The organism is Aliikangiella sp. G2MR2-5 (assembly GCF_015687155.1).
Lineage (GTDB): Bacteria > Pseudomonadota > Gammaproteobacteria > Enterobacterales > Kangiellaceae > Aliikangiella.
Window position 1 is genome coordinate 273,068 of the sequence record NZ_JADPQF010000004.1, and the last position, 22,803, is coordinate 295,870.

General features: G+C 40.9%; 20 protein-coding genes. 11 read left to right on the plus strand and 9 right to left on the minus strand.

The annotated features are described in order from the left end of the window. The first annotated feature begins 38 nt into the window (after window positions 1-38). The gene (locus IYN84_RS14225) at window positions 39-1,268 is read left to right on the plus strand and encodes a helix-turn-helix domain-containing protein (RefSeq protein WP_196139905.1); all 1,230 of its coding nucleotides are present in this window, start codon (window positions 39-41) and stop codon (window positions 1,266-1,268) included. A 102-nt stretch (window positions 1,269-1,370) separates the two neighbouring features. Next, window positions 1,371-2,066, plus strand: a complete 696-nt coding sequence (locus tag IYN84_RS14230; RefSeq protein WP_196139906.1) for a DUF2306 domain-containing protein — start codon at window positions 1,371-1,373, stop codon at window positions 2,064-2,066. A gap of 21 nt (window positions 2,067-2,087) precedes the next feature. On the opposite strand, the gene IYN84_RS14235 is transcribed toward IYN84_RS14230, so the two are convergent. Next, on the minus strand, window positions 2,088-2,966 hold the full coding sequence (locus tag IYN84_RS14235) for a radical SAM protein (protein WP_196139907.1): 879 nt from the start codon (window positions 2,964-2,966) through the stop codon (window positions 2,088-2,090). 15 nt (window positions 2,967-2,981) lie between these two features. After that, window positions 2,982-3,524 (minus strand): hypothetical protein, encoded by a 543-nt coding sequence (locus tag IYN84_RS14240; protein WP_196139908.1) that lies wholly within the window; start codon window positions 3,522-3,524, stop codon window positions 2,982-2,984. Between the two features lie 26 nt (window positions 3,525-3,550). Between IYN84_RS14240 and IYN84_RS14245 the strand changes: the two genes are divergently transcribed. Beyond that, window positions 3,551-4,150: a glutathione S-transferase family protein gene (locus tag IYN84_RS14245; RefSeq protein ID WP_196139909.1), complete on the plus strand. Its 600-nt coding sequence runs from the start codon at window positions 3,551-3,553 to the stop codon at window positions 4,148-4,150. Between the two features lie 57 nt (window positions 4,151-4,207). Here the strand turns inward: IYN84_RS14245 and IYN84_RS14250 are convergent, their stop codons facing one another. From IYN84_RS14250 to IYN84_RS14260, 3 genes are all read right to left on the minus strand, one after another. Beyond that, window positions 4,208-4,534: a YdbL family protein gene (locus IYN84_RS14250; RefSeq protein WP_196139910.1), complete on the minus strand. Its 327-nt coding sequence runs from the start codon at window positions 4,532-4,534 to the stop codon at window positions 4,208-4,210. 46 nt (window positions 4,535-4,580) lie between these two features. Further along, window positions 4,581-4,751 (minus strand): YnbE family lipoprotein, encoded by a 171-nt coding sequence (locus tag IYN84_RS14255; RefSeq protein WP_196139911.1) that lies wholly within the window; start codon window positions 4,749-4,751, stop codon window positions 4,581-4,583. Window positions 4,752-4,842: 91 nt separating this feature from the next. Further along, a complete protein-coding gene (locus tag IYN84_RS14260) occupies window positions 4,843-7,407 on the minus strand; it encodes a YdbH domain-containing protein (RefSeq protein ID WP_196139912.1) in 2,565 nt (854 codons plus the stop codon). A gap of 168 nt (window positions 7,408-7,575) precedes the next feature. Here IYN84_RS14260 and IYN84_RS14265 point away from each other — a divergent pair, with 168 nt between their 5' ends. Genes IYN84_RS14265 through IYN84_RS14280 form a run of 4 tightly spaced genes read left to right on the plus strand, consistent with a single transcriptional unit; the run spans window position 7,576 to window position 11,923 of the window. Continuing rightward, on the plus strand, window positions 7,576-8,781 hold the full coding sequence (locus tag IYN84_RS14265) for a S41 family peptidase (protein ID WP_196139913.1): 1,206 nt from the start codon (window positions 7,576-7,578) through the stop codon (window positions 8,779-8,781). A 36-nt stretch (window positions 8,782-8,817) separates the two neighbouring features. After that, window positions 8,818-9,693: a divergent polysaccharide deacetylase family protein gene (locus IYN84_RS14270; RefSeq protein WP_196139914.1), complete on the plus strand. Its 876-nt coding sequence runs from the start codon at window positions 8,818-8,820 to the stop codon at window positions 9,691-9,693. A gap of 31 nt (window positions 9,694-9,724) precedes the next feature. Next, the gene (locus IYN84_RS14275) at window positions 9,725-11,380 is read left to right on the plus strand and encodes a hypothetical protein (protein ID WP_196139915.1); all 1,656 of its coding nucleotides are present in this window, start codon (window positions 9,725-9,727) and stop codon (window positions 11,378-11,380) included. A 15-nt stretch (window positions 11,381-11,395) separates the two neighbouring features. After that, window positions 11,396-11,923, plus strand: a complete 528-nt coding sequence (locus IYN84_RS14280) for a hypothetical protein (protein ID WP_196139916.1) — start codon at window positions 11,396-11,398, stop codon at window positions 11,921-11,923. A 50-nt stretch (window positions 11,924-11,973) separates the two neighbouring features. Here IYN84_RS14280 and IYN84_RS14285 read toward each other — a convergent pair whose 3' ends face one another. Next, window positions 11,974-12,570, minus strand: coding sequence for a DUF938 domain-containing protein (locus IYN84_RS14285; protein WP_196139917.1), 597 nt, complete (start codon window positions 12,568-12,570; stop codon window positions 11,974-11,976). Window positions 12,571-12,797: 227 nt separating this feature from the next. Between IYN84_RS14285 and IYN84_RS14290 the strand changes: the two genes are divergently transcribed. Both IYN84_RS14290 and IYN84_RS14295 read left to right on the plus strand, forming a co-directional pair. Continuing rightward, on the plus strand, window positions 12,798-14,552 hold the full coding sequence (locus tag IYN84_RS14290; protein ID WP_196139918.1) for a PDZ domain-containing protein: 1,755 nt from the start codon (window positions 12,798-12,800) through the stop codon (window positions 14,550-14,552). A gap of 53 nt (window positions 14,553-14,605) precedes the next feature. Then, entirely contained in the window at window positions 14,606-15,091 is a 486-nt protein-coding gene (locus tag IYN84_RS14295) for a DUF4124 domain-containing protein (protein ID WP_196139919.1), read from the plus strand. Window positions 15,092-15,217: 126 nt separating this feature from the next. Here IYN84_RS14295 and groL read toward each other — a convergent pair whose 3' ends face one another. Further along, window positions 15,218-16,855: a chaperonin GroEL gene (gene groL, locus IYN84_RS14300; RefSeq protein ID WP_196139920.1), complete on the minus strand. Its 1,638-nt coding sequence runs from the start codon at window positions 16,853-16,855 to the stop codon at window positions 15,218-15,220. 62 nt (window positions 16,856-16,917) lie between these two features. Then, on the minus strand, window positions 16,918-17,205 hold the full coding sequence (gene groES / locus IYN84_RS14305) for a co-chaperone GroES (RefSeq protein ID WP_196139921.1): 288 nt from the start codon (window positions 17,203-17,205) through the stop codon (window positions 16,918-16,920). Between the two features lie 373 nt (window positions 17,206-17,578). Here groES and IYN84_RS14310 point away from each other — a divergent pair, with 373 nt between their 5' ends. Together IYN84_RS14310 and IYN84_RS14315 are read left to right on the plus strand one after the other, a co-directional pair. Then, entirely contained in the window at window positions 17,579-20,737 is a 3,159-nt protein-coding gene (locus IYN84_RS14310) for a DEAD/DEAH box helicase (RefSeq protein WP_196139922.1), read from the plus strand. Window positions 20,738-20,972: 235 nt separating this feature from the next. Next, the gene (locus IYN84_RS14315; protein WP_196139923.1) at window positions 20,973-21,158 is read left to right on the plus strand and encodes a hypothetical protein; all 186 of its coding nucleotides are present in this window, start codon (window positions 20,973-20,975) and stop codon (window positions 21,156-21,158) included. Between the two features lie 35 nt (window positions 21,159-21,193). Here IYN84_RS14315 and IYN84_RS14320 read toward each other — a convergent pair whose 3' ends face one another. Continuing rightward, window positions 21,194-22,777, minus strand: coding sequence for a cation:proton antiporter family protein (locus IYN84_RS14320; RefSeq protein ID WP_196139924.1), 1,584 nt, complete (start codon window positions 22,775-22,777; stop codon window positions 21,194-21,196). Window positions 22,778-22,803 lie beyond the last annotated feature (26 nt).

Consider the following 22,803-nt stretch of genomic DNA (forward strand, 5'->3'; position numbering starts at 1 on the left):
TTTATTGGTGTTTAATTTATTCCAATCTAGTGCTTTTTTTGATTGCTCACTTGCCTTATGCTTTGCCGAATGTAGAAAATGATCAGGCTGTTAATCCAGGAATGTCGATACTTATTCAATATCTTTTTGCAATTGGCGTTTTTCAGGGGACGTTATTGGCGATACTACTGAATATAACCCCCAAAGTTTCAGTAGCCGGTCGAATTCTTGGGGTCTGGTGCTTTTTGCTAGCGTTGAGTTTTTTGGGAGCTCTGACTATTGCCAATAAAGCCTATACTTATCTGGGATTTTTAGTGGGATGGGTGTATTTTTTACCGGCCAGCTTTGGCGCCATGTTTTATCTGTATTGTCAGTTCGCAACCATCGAGCGTGCTTTTCATCGCAAAGATCTATTGCATTTTTTGCCATTCATTTTCTGCTATCTATTAAATTTTGACGCATTAACTGCGCCGCTTGAAGTGAGATTGAGGGGGGCACCGGATACTATCAGTTTTTATGTGAGTAATGCTATTTTCTACACCCAGGCATTTGTGTATCTGGGATTGAGTATCAGGCTCATACATAGCAGAGAACAGAGTGCAGCAAAAAACCTGGCAAATTATAATCCGCAAGTGTTTGCATGGTTGTGGAAGATCTCCTGGCTCAATGTCATCATCTGGACTTTTAAGCTGGTTGCAGATTTCGTTCAGCCCATGATGGTATTTTCGCGTATTGCTGACGCACTTATTGTGATTTTTATTTACAGTATCGCGCTGGCACAGTGGCGCCATCCACACTTATTTAAAATTGCTCAGCTCAAGCAAGTTCTAACTCGTCGGGAGTCAGCTTCGTCATTTGAAGCCAAGCAGCAGGTGACAAGGCCTGATGCAGGACAATCTGGAGAAGATGAGGCCGGCAAGAGTGGTGCTCTGGATGCTGAAACCCGGAAGAACATTCTTGCAGCGGTGGAGTGTCATATGCATGAACACAAGCCCTATTTACAAAATCAGTTGACCTTACAAGAACTGGCAGAAGCTGTTGGCGTCAGTGGACACCATCTCTCGGAGACTCTCAATCAACAAGCCGGTAAAAACTTCTATTTATATATCAATCAATACCGAATAGATGAAGTATGCCGTCAGTTGCAAAGTGATCAGAGCAAGAAATTTATCGATCTGGCTCTGGCTGCGGGCTTTTCCTCAAAAAGTACCTTTAACGCTGCTTTTAAACAACTCACTGGTAAAACTCCAAGCCAATATCGCGCTGAAATTCGTAAATTTGATGAGTAAAGGTCCGGCTCGGTCTTGTTGGACGCCCAATTCGACCGAAGCAGACGCCAATGAGTTAGCTATTGGATGTAATGACCTCAAAGTTCAATTTGAGGAAATTATATGGAAGTCACTCCTTCATCAGACTTGCTCGCAAATAGCCTATATGACCAGAAGCGAGTTAGACTCTTTAAGCGCGCTGCTAAAATAATAAAAGTTCTACTATTCTGTGTCAGTGTGTTACTCAGCATTATTGTTGCAGCTTATGCGATTGCTCTTCCATTTCAAGAGCCTGTGGGTTCTCTACAAAGTCGGTTGGCCGCATTACCGCCTGTCTTTTTTTGGTCTCACGTGTTTGCCGGGGCTATCGCTTCCCTGCTAGTACCGTTTCAAATTTTAACGATCAATAAACGCATTGGCTGGCACCGGCTTGCGGGTAAACTCTATGTTTGTTCTGTCATGCTTTCCGCAATGGGAGGTTACTACATGGCCTGGAATGCTTATGGAGGACTGAGTAGCACCATTGCTTTGACACTGCTGGCAACATTGTGGTGGCTGAGTACTCTGATAGCAGTAATGGCGATTTTCCAGGGTAATGTCGCTAAACATAAGATCTGGATGATCCGAAGTATGGCGTTAACCACGGCCGCTATCACACTAAGGCTCTTGTCACCTATCTTCTCTTTTTGGCTTGAACCGGAAACAGCCCAGATCAGCCTTTACTGGAGTTGCTGGATTATTAATGGGTTGGCGGTGGAAATCTGGTTCTACATTCGCAGAAATCACCGAGCAAGCAACAGAGTCTTAGCTAGTGGATAAAGCACCTTAAGCGCGACCAAATTAGAGGCCGCGCTGCCACTCCTGCCGAAGAGGCATTAACTCAGGGTCTTGCATTGCTAGTTTTATCTGGTTGAGTAGCTTATCTTTATCCTGTCCAAGAGTACCCTTGAGAACTAGATAGTTGGAGGCGTGGTCTGAACGAAAAATAGTTTTTTCCAGCTCTAATTCAGATAATAGCCATTCCATTTCCTGGAAAAGTCCTTGCTGTCCGAGAGCTTCATAATCAGTGAAATTGGAACGAAACCTTTGTTCTCCCATGGGAAAGCTCACAACCAAGGTTGACAGGTATTCTGGTTGAGCTTCATTCATCAGTCGAGCAGAATTGATTGCGTGTTGTTTTGATAATTTCTTGCCGCCTAGTCCGTTCAAAATCATCACCGATGATTTAATTCCTGCGGCTTTCAACTTTTGCAGTGCGTTTAAAGAAGTTTCGTAGCTCTCTCCCTTTTTAACATGTTCAAGTACTTCATCATCGCCTGACTCACAGCCGACATAGACCATTTTTAGGCCATTTTTCCTAAGAGTTTTCAGTTCTGCTACTGTCTTACTTTTAAGATTTCTTGGCAGGCAATAACTTGTTACTCGGTTGACATTGGGTAGATGGGTTCTAACTGCCTTCAATATTTGAAGCAGTCTCCTGGTTGATAGAGTCATGGCGTCGCCATCGGCCAGAAAGACTCTGGAGACTCTTTGCGGATGACTCGCGACTAGCTTTAGCTCATCTGCTATCTGCGAAATTTCCTTGAAGTGAAATTTTTTTTGCGGTGCTGTATACATTTCACAAAAAGTACACTGATTCCAGGAACATCCATTAGTGACTTGCAAAATGTAGGACTTCCATTCACTCGGCGGTCTAAAAACCGGTTCGATATAGTTCATGCAAATTCTTCTTTTTTAGAGCAGATGAGGTAACCCAAAAAATAGGGTTACCGCGAGAGAAATAATGACACTTTGGCCAAAGAAGCCGATGAAGCCTATAATCACAGCACGGCCCAGTGTGTGAAGTCTTTCTTCATCGTCGTCAAGTTCATCTAGCCAGTGTCTTTGTGAAAAAAATGCAATAGGCAAGAGCATTATCGCAACGATAAAGTTGACCACAATATAACTTAAATAAGAGTTGGGAAATAACACCAGGCTGAAAAAAATGATTATTACCGAGAGCAAAATGGTGGCTATTACCACAGCGAGAGCTTTGCCTTTCTCTCCAACGCTATCAAAATTAGCATAGAGTAAAAAACCTCCCGCGAGCGATGAACCGAGTAATGTTGCGATAGCTATAGAAAGTGGAGGATATAGCTTATAGTCTGGCTCTGGTGCTGCTTCATCGGGTTGATGAGATAATCCTTTGGCGGACGGACTCTGGTACGGGTTGAGCACTTTTGACGCTGTTCGAGCGTTATCGGAATGGTTTATACTAGTTTCACTTTCGATTGTCATCTTCTTCGCCTGAATAAGGACAGCTCATGCAATTTTACTATACCCTTTCTTCGCCCTATGCCAAAAATGTTAGAACGATTATCGCCCTGCTGGGCATCAGTGATCAAGTGCAATTTATCGAGTCTCACCCGTTTAAAGATGAGGAAGCTTTTCTCACAGCGAGCCCGTTAGGTAAGGTTCCTTGCCTGGTAGATAATGGCGAAACTATCGTCGATAGCGAAGTTATTTGCGATTATCTCGATGCGAATTATACTGGTGGAGAACTATTCAACCCTATTTATGCAGACTGGCGACTGAAGTCTTTGCTTTCTGTTTGTTCCGGTCTGATCGATAGCCTCGTTTCCCGGCGAATTGAAGAAACTCGAAAAAACGAAGATTCTTTTAGCAAGTTTTGGTGGGAGAGACAAAATAAAGCGATTACGCGTACGCTTGGATATATCGAATCAAAATTATCGCTCTTGCCGGAAACTCTAACAATTTTACAAATTTGCTTGATGAGCGCACTTGAGTATCTGGATTTTCGTCACCGTGATATAGAATGGCGAAAAAACTATCCCGAACTGGAAAAGTTTTATCAGATTTGGAGTGGCGTTGAATGTTTTCAAACTACGCTACTGAAGGACTAGGTTTCACTGATTTCTCTAAAAAGAGCGCTCTAGCGCTCTCTTTTTAAGTTGATCCTGTTATTTCTTCACCCAGCCTTTTCCCTGTAAAAAGATATAGTGACCTTTCTGAGTTTTCTTAATCGTTGTTTGACCTGCCACCATCTGAACTTGAGATAGGGACTGTTTTCTCTTTTTGGCTATTTCCATGTAATGCGCTTTACGTTTGGTGTTGACGCTTTTTACCAGCTCTTGAATTTCTGGAGATGCATCTTTAACAATACCCAAATATCCGTCAAAGCGTTCACCTATAATTCCTTTCTCTTTGGGGTCGCTAAGTGGCGATGCTGACAATTGGGCGCTAAAGATAAGCAAGAAAATAAGTATTAGGTAATTGATGGCTTTCATAAGTTAATCCTGCATTCGGTGAAGTTTGTCGAGTAATATTGAATAATTAAAAGAGGTCTTCCTCAGATAGCACTTCTTCTACATCTTTTTCAACCTTGATTTTAATCTCATGGCTGATAGTAATATTGGCCTCTATTTTAATGGGTTCAACCCTAACAGTAGGGTTGCAGGCGCTTAGAATTGGGATTGCTATCAGTATAATAATGGCATTTCGCATCTTGATGTCCTTTAATCGGTTATAACTCAACCGTTTTGAATTTCTATTCGCTAACACAATAAAACAGTTTAGATGAATAGCGGATGAACAACTAGTTGTTTTTTTGTGTGTCGAGCGTTCCTTCTTTAGTCAAAGATTCCAGTAGACTCTTCTCAAAGTTGCCTGATAGGAATAACGAGCGAAATAGTCCTGGCAGTTTACCCTGTATATTGAAGGTAAAGTCGACAGCTCTACCATCATATAAATCCGGGTTGGAACCCAATAGATGAATTTTTATCAGGTAGCCCGTCTCATTGTTATAGTTCAGCGTCCCGTCCAGCTCATTATAATGAAAATTTTGCAACGCTTTAAAAGCAATATTTTGACTTCCAGAAAGATCCTGACCCGTATCATATTTAATAATTCCGTCTCCTTTGCTTTTAAAAAGACCATTTTCAATAACGATTGCATCGCCCTTTTGTTTTAATGGAAGCTCAAAATCAAGCTCTCCTTCTCCATAAAGTGTTTCTAAACCGAGAAAAAAGATGAGTTCGGTGAGAGAGAGTTTATTCAACAGTATCTGACTGGAATCAAATCCATCACTATCGAGGCTTATCTGATTTGCAATAAGCTCTCCACCCATAACTTTTGTTTTAATATCTGTTAGTACTATAGCAAAGTCAGAATCCTCTCTAGTTGTCATCGATTGTGTGGTTGACGTTTGAAAGTATTCTATTTTTGATGAGAAATCTGATAACTCAAGACCACTGGCGAGTACAATTTTTTTTGCATTAAAATCGGTGTCAACCTTGATTGATTCCTTAAAGTCTAGCTCACTGCGCATATATAATTGCTGAATGCTATTGTCATTGACAGAAACTTCTCCGTTATCCATCTTAAACAAAGATTTTATATGTAGATCCTTATCCAGATATATGTTTGACTGCTGAGTTAAATCTCCGCTAAACAAAGCGAAATTTTCAACTTTCTCTCCCAGTTTGTTTTGAATCAATTGATCAATAAGACTGAGTTCCAAAGGTGACTTCTTTAGTCCAATGGTTCCTCTTTTTCTCTCTCTATTCCAATCTATTTCAATTGGGATTGGAGAACCTGAATCAACTACTATTTGACCCATTCCTATCATTTGACTGTTTGAAAGTGTAAAGCTTAGAGGAATGTCCAGAGAAGTGTAATAAAGTCCGTCGAGACTACCATTAAAATCTTTTAACATAAATTCAATAGTGCCACTGGATAATGAAGGGGAAAGTTCTTTTAAATTAATATTTGCCGTAGCAGAAGTAGAAGGAGTCCAACGGTTGTTTTTCATGTGGCTTAAGTTTATATTTCCCTCGATACTCATTGTCTCCAATAGTTTTTCAAGTGACAAGCTTTCAATAGCTTTAATATTAATAGTTAACTGTGAATCTATATTGGATGCGAATTTTTCCCCCTTCTTATTTTTTTCCAAAAATTGAAGGTTATTAACTTTAAGTGCCAGCTTGAACATCAGATTTTTAGCATTTTCGAATAGTATTAACGCAAGCGAATCTGTCGTGATGTTCAAGGTCCCTTGATCTGTTTTAAATTCTCCTTCACCAAATATACTATTAGACGACTCCAGGGTCATATCGACAGAAGTATTTGTTAGTCGCATCGAATCGGTATCTAGCAAACCGCTAATGTGTAGCCTAGGTTTGCTTAACTCATATTCTTGAAATACAACTAAGCCTTCGTTTGAAAGCAAGCTATTAATTTTGAACTGGTGTGGAGATGTTGTCGGTTTTACGAATATTTCCAGATTCAAGGGAGAGTTTGATAATTCTGCAACACTTAAACTGGTTTTTACCCCGATTTCGTTAACCGGGTAATCCGTCAACTCGGTTAAGTGTTCAGTTTGTGTGGTATTCACAATGAGCTCTAATGGAGAGAGAAAATTTGCGCTCCTTAATTTACCTGAAAAAGGTGTGAAATTATTGTCCGCCAATACCTTTAGTAGCGCGTTGATTATTTCCGGGTAAATAGTGACGACAACTTGAGGGGGAAGCTCCGTGTTTAGATAGTTCAGTTGAGCTATCCGAGTATTTTCCTTGTATAGCGGAATTTTAAAGCCCTGGGCGTCAGTTTCTATGCGAGCGACTAATGGCATTAACTGGCTCAGGGTAGCGGGTAATGGACTAGATTTATCATTTGTTTTCAGCCGTGTTTCGGAAATCGAGTCTATTGATAACTCGAATTGTCGTTGAGCGTTTCTGCTAAAACTGATATGACCAACACTGAGAGTGATATGTGGAAGTACTATGATCGAATCTTCAATTGTGAGTTGATTGAATGGCAAATCATCTAGCGGCAATGGTTGAGGTAGTCGGGGCAATTGCAAAGGGCCGGATGGAGAGGTGCTAGTCATCACTTTAGCGGTCAAGTTAGACAGCCTGATTGCCTCAGCACCAAATTCTAGCATTAGCTCATCAACAAAAAGTTGATACCCCTGATGTTCCAGTCGGACTGAATTAAACTTCCAGGCATTAAGATTGGGATAGCCAAGATCTATGTTTGTTAGCACCCACTTTTCTGGTAGAAAGCTTTTTGCAGCGATCGGTGCCCATAAAGGGAGGCTTAGATAAAGAGTTATCGGTACTAATAGTAAAGCGACTCCAAACTTAAGTAGTTTCTTTTTCAAAATACCTTATCCATAATTTGCTTTAGATGAGCCGATTTAAGGCTAAAATACTTGAATTGGTTCAACAAACCAACTATTTGATAGCCTCATTCGGGACTATGCAGTGTAGAATAAGTATTAGTATGGGGTAGAGTCTAATTCTCTATACCTGTTAATTGAGAGTTCATCATGTACAAGAAATCAACTAAATTACGCTTTTTTTGGACTGTCATTGGTGGTGCCGCAGCTTTCAGCCTATGGGCGAAAACCCCTACAGAACCCTTGGCGCTTGAGGAGCTTCAGGCATTTAGCGAAGCTTATTACCAAATTAAAACTTCTTATGTCAAAGAAGTGGATGACGTAACGCTTTTAAGAGCCGCCATTAACGGAATGGTTGCTCATCTTGACCGACACTCACGATATCTCTCTCCGGATGATTTTGCCAGGTTTAATAGCGATAATGAAGGGGAATATGCTGGGATTGGTTTGAGTTTTAACGACCATAAATTTGGGTTGGAAATTGCAGAAGTGCTTAAAAATAGTCCGGCTGAAAGAGCAGGACTGGAAGTAGGGATGATTGTTACTGAAGTTGGAGGAGAATCTATCAAGTTTAAGCCCGCAGAAGAAATCTATCAATTACTTAAAGGTCAAGCAGGTACTAGTATTTCCCTCACTGTGGCGTCAACAAAGTTTCCTCAACCTAAAGTTATTGAACTTACCCGTGAAATCATTTTGATTGAAAGTGTCACCAGTAAGCTATTAGATTCTGGTGTAGGTTATATCGCTATTAATCAGTTTACCCTACATAGTGTTGAAGAGTTTAAACGTGCGGTTGAGTATTTATCTCGATCCAAGCCGCTAAATAAATTAATTATTGATTTAAGGGATAATCCTGGCGGCGTGATGGAGGTCGCGCTTGAACTAGCCGATCTATTTATTGCCCGAGGCAAGCTTTTGATATCAGCTGGCAGAGCAGAAGGAGCAAGTGAAACCTACTACGCGCATTCAGAAACTCCGTTTCGTTCTATGGAAATTCTGGTAATGATTAACGAGGGTTCTGCTTCTGCTAGTGAAATTATGGCTGCAGCATTAAAAGATCATCGCCGGGCAACAATTTTTGGAAGTGACTCTTATGGAAAAGGCTCTATTCAGTCGATATTTGCATTAAATGATAAGGCAGGGATGAAGCTTACTACTGCCGAGTATTATTCTCCCTCTGGTAAGAAAATTCAGGATGTCGGCGTTAAACCAAACGTATACTACAAACCCGAATCAGCAAATTTAGCTTCCGATTCAAAGTCTAGGGCTAGCCAAAGCAACATCAGTACACTGGATGCAAGTTCATATTCTGATTTGGAACTCGAGCAGGCACATCAACTCCTAATAAATTTATAAGTCAAATTGATAGTTCACGGGATTCCAGATATCAAAATGAAAGTCATTGGTTACAAGTTGTTGTTAATACCTCTAATCATTAATCTAATGTTTGCTTCGGTGAGCGCAGCTGAGCTCGAAGATAAAATAGAGGCGAATAAGCCTTTGATTTCAATAGTTGTTGATGACCTGGGTGATAACTCAATAATTGCTCGTCAACTGGCTCAACTACCTGTTCCTTTGACTATGGCAATACTGCCAAAAACTCCACATGCCTACACAATCGCCAATTTGGCTAATGAAAATGGACATGAAGTTATTATGCATCAACCGATGGAAGCTTTCTCTCGTCCTGATTTGCTTGGTCCGGGCGCGATTTTTTCTGACATGGAAGAGCAGGAAGTGTTAGATACAATTATTGAAAATGCAGAAACGATCCCACACCTGGTTGGCTTGAATAATCATATGGGGAGTTTGTTGACTCAAGATATCAAGAAAATGAATCAGGTCATGCAAACGGTAAAAGCACGAAACTGGTATTTTCTGGACTCAAAAACTAATAAAGAATCGCAGGCAGAAAGTATTGCCTCCAAGTGGGGAGTTCCCGCCGTCGGTCGAGATATTTTTCTAGATCATCATACTCAAAGTGAAAAAATAGAGTTGGAGAAAATTCTGCTCCGACGTTTAGAGCAGGCAAAAAATATTGCTCATCAATACGGTAAAGTCGTGGTAATTTGTCACCCTTACCCAGAAACCTTTTCATTTCTGGCAAAGAAGCTGCCCGAACTGAAGAGCAATTTTAATTTCGTAAAAATCAGCGAGTTAATAGACAATAAAAAAGTATCGTTTAAGAATATTGCAAAAATTACGAAAGAAAAGGTGAATAATTCACCGACAATTCAGCAAAACTCGACTAGTATTTTATCTCAATAAATATATTTTTCATGCTCGAACAGGAGTAATTATGAATTTGTTGAAAGCTTTGCTTCCTGCAGTTTTCTTATCGGCCGTTATTGCGTGCGGTGGTGGTGGCTCCAGCTCCAATGATAGTGGCGGTGGTAGTGGTGGTGATGGCGGTGGTCTATCTGGTCCGGGAACTATTTCTGGCGTTATCACTTTCGATCTGGTTCCTCACACAAGCAATAATGCTCTGGATTACAACAATATCAGTCAGGCACCTGTTCGAGGCGCCACAGTAGAGTTATTGCAGGCCTCTGATGCAAGCGTATTGCAGACTATTGTCAGCGATGAATCTGGGAATTACAACTTCGATGTCGCTGACGGCGGAAACGTAATCGTGAGAGTTAAGGCGGAACTCAAGCAGACTGGAACAGCGTCATGGGACTTTACGGTTGTTGATAACACCAGCAATGATGCAATCTATGTTATGGATTCATCGACACAGGATGTTTCAGGAAGGGATGTCTCCCTAAATCTGAATGCGTCTTCAGGCTGGAGTGGCTCAAGTTATGGCGGAACCAGAGTTGCAGCACCTTTCGCTATTCTAGATGATGTATATCAATCGATTCAAAAAGTGCTCTCAGTTGACAGTAGCGCACAATTTCCTGCTCTAAGGCTTCACTGGAGTGCGAATAATGTAAATACTTCAGGCAGCAATGGAGACCAATGTGTCAATTTTGATAGTGGTCAAATTGGAACGTCTTTTTATTTGAGTAGCGGCGCCTGTCCTGGAATTTATATCCTTGGGGGAGCCAATAGCGATACGGATGAATATGATGATCATGTAATTATCCACGAGTGGGGACATTATTTTGAAGATCAGTTTTCTCGTACCGATTCTCTTGGTGGACAACATGGTGGCGCAGACAAGCTAGATATGCGTGTTGCTCTTGGTGAAGGTTACGGAAACGCATTGTCAGGCATTGTGACCGACGACCCTGTTTACAGAGACTCCTTTGGCGCTGCTCAGGGACAAGGCTTTTCCATAAATGTTGAGTCTAATCCCTCAACAAACCAGGGCTGGTTTTCAGAGTCGAGTGTGCAATCACTACTCTATGACTTTTATGATTCAAATAACGATGGTTCGGATAACTTAACCCTGGGCTTTGCACCTATTTATCAGGCGTTAGTCAATGGTGAAAAAACAACCAATGCCTTTACCTCCATTTTTTCTCTGGCCAACCAGATCAAAACGGAATCGCCGAGTAATAGTGCTGCGATAGATAGTTTGCTCGCATCACAGAATATTACCGTAGCTGATGATTATGGCTCCACTGAAACGAATGATGGTGGAAATGCAGATTCAATACCTGTGTATAAGACTGCCACAGTGGGCGGAGGCAGTGTTGAAGTTTGTTTCAATAATACTAACGGCGAATATAACAAGTTGGGAAATCGTCAGTATATTCGTTTTGATATTGCAACCAATGGGAGTTATGGCTTCACTGCCAATGGTCAAAATAGTGGAGATGATCCTGATATAGTTGTTTACCAACAAGGAGCCGTGAGCTTTTTCAGTGAAACGAATGGTAATGAGACGACATCACAGAATTTGAATGCCGGTAGTTATGTTATGGATGTTTATGAATATGCGAATGTCGATGGTGACACCAATACCAGTAAAACGACCTGTGTCGATGTAACAATTGTGGCTAACTAGAAAAGGATAATCCTTATGAAGTATTTTAAATTAACTTTAGTTATGATGTTATCCACCATGATGACAAGCGTATTGGCTGGAAATCATCACAATGAAAAGCAGAGCAATAGCGTCAAACAGTCGGTTGGCAAACCATCTGCACCAATCTATATGAATTATAAGCTATTAACGAAAAACCCAAGTGCCGGTGAGCAGATCGAAATTTCACTCTCATTTAGTTCTCGCGTTAAATCTGGTATTCGTGCAAATATCACTCCTTCTGATAAATTAACCTGGGTTAGTCAGCAGCTTGATTTGCATAGTGAACTACGAAAGTCAGGTGAAAGAAGCGCGTTGCCGACACTTAAGGTCGTGGCTCCTAAAGATGGTATTTTTTACATTCATCTGGTGGCATCGGTTGAAGAAAATGGCCAGATTTTAAGTAAGCCGTTTACTATACCTGTTGTTGTGGGCAAAGGTGATACCCAGCTTGAGGTTGGGCAATACGAAATTGATTCTAAAGGACAAAAAGTAAAGGTGATGAAAGCTGAATCCAGTCAATAAATGATAGTCATGCTAAAGGCCGTACTTTCCTATATGGCCTTTAGCCGGTATCACTGTTTCTTGACCCAAACTAAAATACGATTGTTTGCCGGCATGGCAATGTCTTTTTCAAACTGAAAGCCATTTTTTTCACCCAACAGACACATAGCTTCAAAATCTCGAATACCTTGATGTGCATGTTGCTGTTTCAGCCAACGATCAAATTGACAGTTGCTTTCGCTGGTGAATTTTCCTTTGTAGTTAAATGGGCCATATATCAGAAGCGGTGCTTCTGGTTTTAGTACTCGACTAAGTCCGTAAAATGCGGCTTCAACGGCTTCCCATGGCATAATATGCGCAGTATTTGCCGAAAAAGAAGCTTCATACAGGGTTTTGGGCCATTCGTCATTGAGTACATCAAGCGGTATTGGTGGGAGTATATTGCCAATATCCGACTCTTTGATCCACTGATTGATTCCATGATGGTTACTTCTCAGATCACTGGTTTGCCAGCTCAAATGCTTTAGTCTTCGACCAAAATAAATTGCATGTTGCCCGGTACCACTACCTAACTCGAGTAACGAGCGACAGCTTACTAAATAGGGCTCTATCACATCGAATATCGGCTTTTGATTTCTCTCACAAGCTTCTGAATATGGTTTGCTCATACAGTTAAAATCCGCAACCTCATGTTGAAAATTGAGTTTACTATATTTCACGGATTTCACCTTGTTAAACACTTAAATTGATTCCAGAGTTTGATTTTGTTTAAATGAGCCACAATTCTAATCAGGTAAAACGCCTCAATATACCAATTTGGTCAGCAATGAGACTCATACAAAAAATCACATTTCTTTCGCTCTTAACTACTTTTTGTTATTCACTGAGCGCCAAAGTGTCTTATTTAATAAGCATTGAACAACCAGAGCATCATCTTGCACAGGTTGAAATGAGAATTCCTGCTGGAATGAAGTCTGTCGTTGTCAAGATGCCGGCATGGCGTACTGGGAATTATAAAATACTCAATCAGGCGAATGGTGTCCGTGATTTCATCGCTAAGGGAAAAAACGGGCGAGAACTCGTTTGGAAGAGAATAGATAAGTCGAGTTGGCAGATCGAAAATCCTTCTGAAAGAGAATTGACGGTTAGTTACTTGCTCTATGCCAATGAACTGAGTTCAAGAACTCGTCATATCGATTATTCTCATGCATATCTCGATGCTACAGCAGTGTTTATGTATGTGCCCGAATTGATGGAACAAGTGCATCGTGTCGAGCTGAATGTTCCTGTCGGCTGGAAGAGCTTTTCCGGTATGGTTCAGGCTCAGCCACATGAGTTCCTGGCACAGGATTATCACCAGCTGGCAGATTCTCCAATTGAAACTGGAGTGAATGATGTCTACGAATTTAGCGAGGATGAGCGTGACTATCAAGTTGTTATCTGGGGAAAACCTGCAAAAAAAAGTCAAACGATAGTTGAAGACTTACAGAAAATGGTAAGCGCCTCGCAAACTATCTGGAAGGGTTATCCTTATCAAAAGTATGTGTTTATTATCCATGCTACAGCTGAAGCAACAGGTGCTACCGAGCATATAAACTCTACCGTAATTCAACGTCCTTCTGAGCTATTTGCTAAAAGGAAGGACTATTTAGACAGATTTCTAAGAACTGCAGCACATGAGCTGGTGCACACCTGGAACGTAAAAGCTTATCGACCCAAAGGACTGGTTCCTTACGAATACCAGCATGAAAACTACTCCGATTTGTTATGGCTAGCTGAAGGGACTACAAGTTACTTACAAGACCACATTTTGCTAAATTCAGATCTGCAGACCATGGATGAATTTTTGGATAAGCTAGCTGAGCGAATCGATGAATTTCAACAAAAGCCAGGTAGAAATATCCAGTCGATCTCTGCTGCGAGTATGGAAAAATGGATAGCTCAAGGTGGTGATTTTGCTAACAATTTCAGCGTAAATATATACACGGAAGGCTTTATGGCTTCATGGCTACTCGATTTTGAAATGCTTGAAGATAGCAATATGAGTGCGGGAATTAAAGAGCTGCATGATTCTCTTTATCAAAAGCAAAATGACAAACGTGACGGAAGACAGTTTGTCGTAACTGACTTTGACACAGCAGAAGTGGTTGCGACTATTGAGAAGCTCACAAATAAGCTTTATAAAAACTGGTGGCGAGAAAATATAGAATCTCCAAAGGATATTGATTTCAATAATCTTCTCAACAAAGTTGGACTTGAGTTTGCTCCTGTTAAAAACAGCGATAATAAAGTCTGGATGGGGTTTGAAAGCAAAGAACAAGGTAGTTTAATTCAATTGACTTCGGTTGAGAGAGAAGGCCCAGCCTGGGAAGCCGGATTAACAAGTGGAGACATTCTGCTGGCAATTGATAAGCGACAGGTCGATTCAAAAAGTTTGGAAAAATGGCTGATACAATATAATGAAGGGGATGAAGTTGAACTGACTCTGTTTCGAGACCGGCAGCTAATCAAGAGACATTTAAAGCTTACTAAGAGATTGAGTAAAAAAAGAAAAATAAGGTTTTTAGAATCACCTAGTGAAACTCAGAAAGCTTTTTTCAAAGCATGGCTAGGTATGGAATTTCCTGTTAATAGAGCAGAAGCGAATTAAGGTTTATCGCAAATAGGGAAAAATAGAGTGGTTACGATGCGAGGCAATATCCAATGATTAAGCGACTATTATTGATATTAGTATTGATGGCATTAATACTATTAGGACTTCAACTATTTGGTGGCAGAGACTTTACGCAGATTGGTTATGCTCTGGAGAAGTATCAAGCGAAAGAAAATTTTTCCGTTTTAATGGATGATATCGGTGATATTTTTATGGGTAGACAAGTCTCACAAGCTGAATTCTATACTGGAAAGCATGCTCAGCAAAAAGTTTATCAATGGGTTGATGAAAACGGAGAAGTACACTATTCAGAGCGACCTCCTGAAGCAGGGCAATATATTACTCTGGAAATGAATGACTTGATTGTTCAAGTACAAAAAACTTTGACACGGGATGATATTAAAGAAGTCATTAATATTGAAGGTTTCGATAGTATGTCTTCAACAGAACAGCGATACGCGATTGAAAGAGCCGTCAGAAATTTATCTCCAGCGCAAGCAAGGGCATTGCAGGAAAAACTGGAGCAAAAGAAGTAGATAAAGCTCAATTAAAAATAAACTATTAGGTTGTTACAGCGACATCAATAATTCATTGATATCGCATTGAAATAAAAAAAAGGCGCTCGATTGAGCGCCTTTAATTTTCTAGCGGAAGAGAATGAATTACATCATTCCTGGCATGCCGCCCATACCACCCATTCCGCCCATATCTGGGCCAGAGTCTTCTTTAGGCAGTTCTGCAACCATGGCTTCGGTAGTGATCATCAATCCAGAAACTGAAGCTGCATGTTGAAGCGCGCTACGAGTTACTTTAGTTGGGTCAAGGATACCCATTTCGATCATGTCTCCATACTCGCCGTTTGCTGCGTTGTAACCGTAGTTACCTTCTCCTGCCGCAACGTTGTTAAGAACAACAGAAGCTTCGTCGCCTGCGTTGTTTACAATTTGACGAAGTGGAGCGGTTACTGCGCGAAGTAGAATATGGATACCAGCAGTTTGGTCATCGTTAGCGCCTTTTAATTCACCAACTTTTGCCGCTGCACGAACCAGAGCAACGCCACCGCCAGGTACAACACCTTCTTCAACTGCTGCGCGAGTTGCGTGAAGTGCGTCTTCTACGCGAGCCTTCTTCTCTTTCATTTCAACTTCAGTTGCTGCACCAACCTTGATTACTGCAACACCGCCCGCCAATTTAGCAACACGCTCCTGTAGCTTTTCACGATCGTAGTCAGAAGAAGTTTCTTCGATTTGACGACGGATTTGCTCAACACGAGCTTCAATGTTTGCTGCTTCACCAGCACCATCGATAATAGTTGTGTTTTCTTTAGTGATAGAAATTTTCTTGGCAGTACCTAAATCATCCAAAGTTGCACCTTCAAGGTTTAAACCAACTTCTTCAGAGATTACGGTTGCACCAGTCAGGATTGCGATGTCTTCCAACATAGCTTTACGACGGTCGCCGAAACCAGGAGCTTTAACCGCAGCTACTTTAACGATACCGCGCATGTTGTTGACAACCAGAGTCGCTAGTGCTTCACCTTCAACATCTTCAGCGATGATCAGTAGTGGTTTACCAGCTTTCGCAACCGCTTCCAATACAGGAAGAAGATCACGGATGTTAGAGATTTTCTTGTCGACAACTAACAGGTATGGGCTTTCCAACTCTACAGACATGCTGTCCTGATTGTTGATGAAGTAAGGAGACAGATAACCACGGTCAAACTGCATACCTTCTACAACGTCCAGTTCGTTTTCTAAGCCGCTACCTTCTTCAACAGTGATAACACCTTCTTTACCAACTTTTTCCATAGCAGTTGCGATGATTTCACCAACGTTTGCGTCAGAGTTAGCTGAAATAGTTCCAACCTGAGCGATCGCTTTACTATCTTCACAAGGAACAGAAATAGCTTTTAATTCAGCAACAATTGCCTTAACTGCCTGGTCGATACCGCGTTTAAGGTCCATAGGATTCATGCCTGCGGCAACAGATTTCAAACCTTCGTTAAGTACAGATTGAGAAAGAACGGTAGCGGTTGTTGTACCGTCACCTGCAACGTCAGAAGTTTGTGACGCAACTTCTTTAACCATTTGCGCGCCCATGTTTTCGAATTTGTTTTCAAGTTCGATTTCTTTAGCAACAGAAACACCGTCTTTAGTGACTGTAGGTGCACCGAATGATTTTTCCAGAACAACATTGCGCCCCTTAGGACCCAAAGTAACTTTTACTGCATTTGCTAAAGTGTTAACGCCTGCTACCATTTGTGAGCGAGCGTCATCACCAAATCTTACGTCTTTTGCCATTGGTATTTTCCTCTAAATTCTTTAAATCTTGATAATTTTTAATGGAATCAGCAAGTTATTACTTACTCGATAATTCCCATGATGTCGTCTTCACGCATAATTAGTAGCTCTTCACCGTCTACTTTTACTTCGTTGCCAGCGTATTTACCGAACAATACTTTGTCGCCAACTTTAACGTCTAATGAACGTACATCACCATTGTCCAAATGTTTTCCATTGCCAACGGCCAATACTTCGCCACGGCTCGGCTTTTCTTTTGCGTTGTCTGGAATTACGATGCCACCAGCAGTAGTGGTTTCATCTTCCATACGTCTGACTAGTACGCGGTCATGTAAAGGACGAATGCTCATTTAGTATCTCCTAATCAAATTGTCTTTAATTTGAGTGGTTTAGAATAAAATTTCTTTGGATGAATCCAAAAAATACAGGTTAAAAATTAAACTCCGCGATAATATGGGGGCAAATTTTTAGCACTCAACCCCCTTGAGTGCTAATTTTTTTTAAAAAATCGAAAAATAATGAAAAAAATCATATAAATCAATTGGTTATTTGGTATTTGAAGGAGTTGCTGTACGCCAGTCTTTGGCATGTGTAATAAAAAAGGCAGCTAAGCCTTTAATACAGAGATAGCTACAGAATTTATAAGCTGTCTATTCCTACTGCACTCTTTCCTTGATATAGTTTCTCGTTTGTATTTAAAACTAAACGATTACGGAATTCGACTTGCTAACCAAGCCGCTTGCCTACAAAGGCCCAAACGATCACCTGTCTCAGCTATTTTCCCTCGATCTTCTCTTCGCCGGAATAAAGCTATTATTTGATGATATGTTGATGGACTGGCGCTGCATCAAAGCTGAAGATAAAGTGCAAGGAGTCTTTCTTTATGAAGAAAAGCTGGTCAAGGCTCAGCTTTCCTGGCCTCTTGCAAAAGGACACGCGGAAAACTTTTGTAACTGCAATACATTTGAGAAGTCCTCTGTTTTGGAGGCTAATATTCAAGACTGTGTCCATTTGGCTGCTTTAGCGATAGAAAGTAAAGTTCAGATTGACAGGCTGCCGTTTTCATTAAAGCAGCAGGAAAGTTATATTAATGAGAGGGACTACTTCAACCGATGGCGAAGCAACCAGCACTATGATCCTTTCCCCAATATGGCCAGGCATAGAGTCGTGTATGTCTTAAAAAAAGAAAACGAAAACACCACATTGTCGGTTCACAAAGCCTATTTAACTCAGCAGCATGAATATCAAATCAAAAGCCCGTTAGATTTAAGTCTTAATGTCTCCGATAAACTTCCGAAGTTTGTTAGTTTGACAGACCAGGAAATTTTGTTAGAACTTAAAAAAGTCTGGCAACAAAAAACTGACATATTGCTGTCTGAAAATAATCTTCTGCTTGATGATCGGGTTAAACATTCGATACTTCCGAAAATCGCAAAAACGGGCCGTCTTTTCTGGAAAGCTTGCCACAGAAAGCCGCTTGATAGTCGGCTATGTGTATCAGCTTCTGATAACTGGGTAAATATCGGTACAAAGCTTTGGATCAGCCCATCCGAAAGCTATTTATATGTTGAACAGGCTTATACAAGAAAACAGCTAGAACTATTGAAAAGACTTAGTGTGTCTTCTGGTTCGAAAGATTTGGTTATCCCTAAGATTGAGGTTACAAGCCATCAGTTTTTTCCTGCATGGCGCAAAGGTGCCATTTTTGACTTTGATATTGCCAGAGTAAAATTTGCTGTTGGTGAAGACGATTTTTCTCTGGAAGAAATTGAGCATTTGCTTGGTACAAGAGATGATCATGCGAGTGAAAATCTGTACAGCGATGTAGCCGCCTATCTTTACCAGCTGTACTATCTTGAATCGGTTCAAGCCTGTTTTGAACCTCCGGTTGTCGCTGAATTAAGTGTAGCTGACCGTTATCTCAAGGGAGACTTTAGCCACTGGTTACCACTTCTAAGAGGTTTGAAACAGGAAGGTTGGGAGATTACTTTTGCCGCTGGATTCCGCTTCAATCAAAAGAAGGCTGATGATTGGTATGCAAAAGTTGCGATGGAGCAGCCGAATATTTCAGGTGAGAGTAAAAGTCAGGATTGGTTTGAGTTTGAAGTTGGTGTAAAGATCGATGGGACACCCATTAATATTTTACCGATGATCGTAGAAATGTTACACAGCGGTCAATTAGACCTGTCTGGTTCAGAGGAATCGGTATTGCTCAAATTACCAAATGACTCTATCGTTTCTATTGCTAGGGAAAGAATTGAATCCATAGTCTCGACATTACTCGAACTAAGAGAAGTCCGCACATTAAAAAAAGAGAAGCTTCGCTTGTCGACTTCCAAGCTCAACTTGATACAACAGATAGAATCTCTTATTGGAGCAAGAACCAATTGGAGTGATGCCCAACACTTACAGGACAAGGCAAAGGCATTAAGTCATTCAGAAGGGCTCACTAAGCCAAAAATTCCTCAGAGCGTTCGCGCGCAACTTAGAGAGTATCAAAAATATGGCGTATCCTGGTTACAGTTCCTGACTAAAAACAATATCGGCGGAGTTCTCGCAGATGATATGGGGTTAGGAAAAACTCTTCAAACCCTGGTTCATGTTCAAATTGAAAAAGCTTCAGGAAGAATGACAACGCCAGCTATGGTTGTAGCACCCACCAGTCTTATCGGAAACTGGATCACTGAAGCTGCCAAATTTACTCCGGAATTAAATTGTATGCGTTGGTCAGGAAGTCAGCGCCACCAAAACCTGGAACGGTTAAAAGATAGTGATCTGATAGTGACCAGTTATGGCATCCTACTCAGGGATGCAGCGTTATTGAATCAGTTATCATTATATATGTTGATATTGGATGAAGCGCAGGCGATAAAAAACTCTAGCTCAAAAATTAGTAAAATCGCATTTTCCATGAGCTCAAAACATCGGTTGTGTATAACTGGTACTCCAATGGAAAATCATCTTGGAGAGCTTTGGTCGTTGTTTCATTTTCTTATGCCTGGGCTGCTTGGAGAAAAAGCAATATTTAAGCGTCTTTTCCAAAATCCTGTAGAAAAAGAGAATGATCGACAAGTACAGAAGCAACTTTCACTCCGCGTTAGTCCATTTATGTTACGTCGAACCAAGGATAAAGTAGCAGCTGATCTTCCCTCTAAAACCGAGATAGCTGAATTTATAGAACTTACAGAGTCGCAAGCAGACCTGTATGAGTCCGTTCGGATTAGTATGCTTGAAGAAGTTCAGAAGGCTATTAACGAGCATGCAGGTAAAGGGAATCAACTCGTTATTGGCAATGCACTGCTGAGGTTAAGGCAAATTTGCTGCCATCCAAAATTGGTTAAGTTTGCGAAAGATAAAGAATATGAATCGTCAAAATTAACATGGCTGCGAACTGTACTGCCTGAACTTGTTGATACAGGCAGTCGAGTTCTTATTTTTTCTTCGTTTACGTCTATGCTTGATATTATTGAAAAAGAATTAACAGAAATGGATTTGGCTTTTCTAAAATTAACCGGAAAATCTAAGGAAAGAAGTCGTTTGATTGAGCAATTTCAGAGCGGCACCATACCGGTATTTCTTATCAGTTTAAAAGCAGGTGGTGCCGGATTAAATTTAACTGCCGCAGATACGGTAATTCATTTTGATCCCTGGTGGAATCCTGCTGCAGAATCTCAGGCTAGCGATCGCGCTCACCGCATTGGCCAAACCAAGCCGGTATTTGTTTATCGCTTAATTGCCAAAGGTACTGTTGAAGAAAAAATCCACCAGTTGCAGCAGCACAAAACAGAGTTGGCCAGGGAGCTTTATCAAACAAATGATTTGATTCAATCCATCGATAAAGCAGATTGGGAAACGCTATTATCACCGTTAGTTATTGATTAATTTTTTAGACAAAATTAATTCTTGTGTTAAAAAAAATATGACTTTTATCATAACCAATAGAGAAAATATTATCTGGCCACGAGATAATGGCGGCTGTTAAAGCAAGCAGCCCCGGTAAATGTGAATTAAGTCTCGTTTCGATGGAGAAATTATCTCTACTTACTTTAAATCAATGGACTATGATTCAGACACTGAATTGCAAGTGGAATAATCAACGTTTATTGAAAGGTGTAGTATGTCTATTTCTAATCATCAGTGGCAATATTTTTACAAAGGTAAGATGAAAGTAAAAGCGTGCATTAATTGTGGAAACATTAATTTTGCTGCCGCTCAAAATACAGACTGTGAAAAGAAAGATTTGTCAGAGAGCTTATTGGTTAAAGCCGGGTATCAAACGGAACCTCTTTCGAAAGCGTCTTAAGTCTATCAAAAGTAGGGCGTTTGTAATCCCGACCGCTAGTCGACATAGTCTGCAGATGATTCGACTAGTTCCAGGCTTTCTTCAGCAAATCCGGTACCGGCTTCTGTGAAGAAGTTAAATACCTTGTCGATACCTGCGTGTAGCAAATAGCGCTTTTCGTCTTCATAACGAGCAATAGCGGCGATTTTACCATGGTAATTAGCTGCTCTTAAGCGTTCGGTAATATTATGACTATCACGGATTGATGGTAGTGCGAGAAGCACAAGCTTTACCTGGTCAAGTTTCAGATTGTCCCAGAGATCGGGATCTTCCGCATCTCCAGGAAATACTCGGGTTCCGTCTCGCTTTTGCTTTTTAACTCTATCACGATTAGCATCGACCCCCCAGACTCTTTCTCCAGCAAGCAGATTTAACGCTTTGTAGGCGCCCCGCCCTACTCGGCCCATTCCTACCACGAGTATCTCCGCGCTATCGGGCAATATATAAATATCCTCTCTCAATCTCAGCTTTGTTTCATAACGTTTGATTTTATGCTTGAATCGAGCATAAATTTTATGCGCGAGTCGGTAAGTAATACTGGTAAAAATAAAAGATATAGAAACTGCCAGCGCCAGAATGACAAGCCAGTTTTTGCCAATTAACCCCATCTCACTGCTGAGTGATAAAACGATTAATCCAAATTCACTAAAGTTTGACATCAAAAGAGCTGTTAAAAAGGCGGTTCTCCCTCTTAACCGAATCGCGCAACAAATAAAAAAGAACAGGGCAAATTTAAGTGATAATAGCGTCGCCAAAATTAGCGCCGACAGAAGCATTGACCAATCCGGCAAAGCGGTAAAGCCAATAGAAACAAAAAAGCCAATCAGAAAAATATCTTTAAAACTGAGTAAAGCTTTTGCCAGCTCTGCTGATTTTAAAGAGCCGCTGAGTAGTAGGCCTGCGATAAGCGCTCCCAGATCGCCTTTAATACCGACAAATTCAAATATTTGATATGAGCCTAGGGCCAGAAATATACCTGCCAAAGGTAGTAGTTCACTGTGTCCGGCTTTTTCTACTAGCTTAATGAAGAATGGCCGTAACCACCATGCTGGAATCAGACACAGGGCCCAAAGAGAAGGAACCTGTTTGGTTGCTATGACCAGATAAATGACCGCAGCAATATCTTGTAAAACCAGGATACCGATGGCAACTCTTCCATGCCTGGTTGTGAGTTCTCCGCTATCTTGCAACAGTTTAACGACACAGACTGTACTACTGAAGCTAAGAGCAAATGCTAGAATAGCTGCACTCGAGTCATCAAGATTAAGATAAGATGAAAAACCGAAGGCGGAGAGAATCAAGAGCAAAGCGAAAGCAACAGCAGACCAGAGAAGCATATGGCCTATGCCAGTACCCCAAACTTCTCTTTTCAATAAATCATTGGTATTTAACTTAAGACCAATTGTAAATAGCATTAAAGTGATGCCCATATCCGCGATGAGGTCGATACTGGCATCTGGTTGATATCCAAGAACATGTAGAATAAAGCCCGCAAACAGATAGCCTATCAGCGGAGGTAGCTTTGCCAGCCAGAATAGCATGCCGCAGGCAAAGGCGAAAAAAATCCAGATGAAATCCATAATTAATTCTTATTAATGTTGTATCG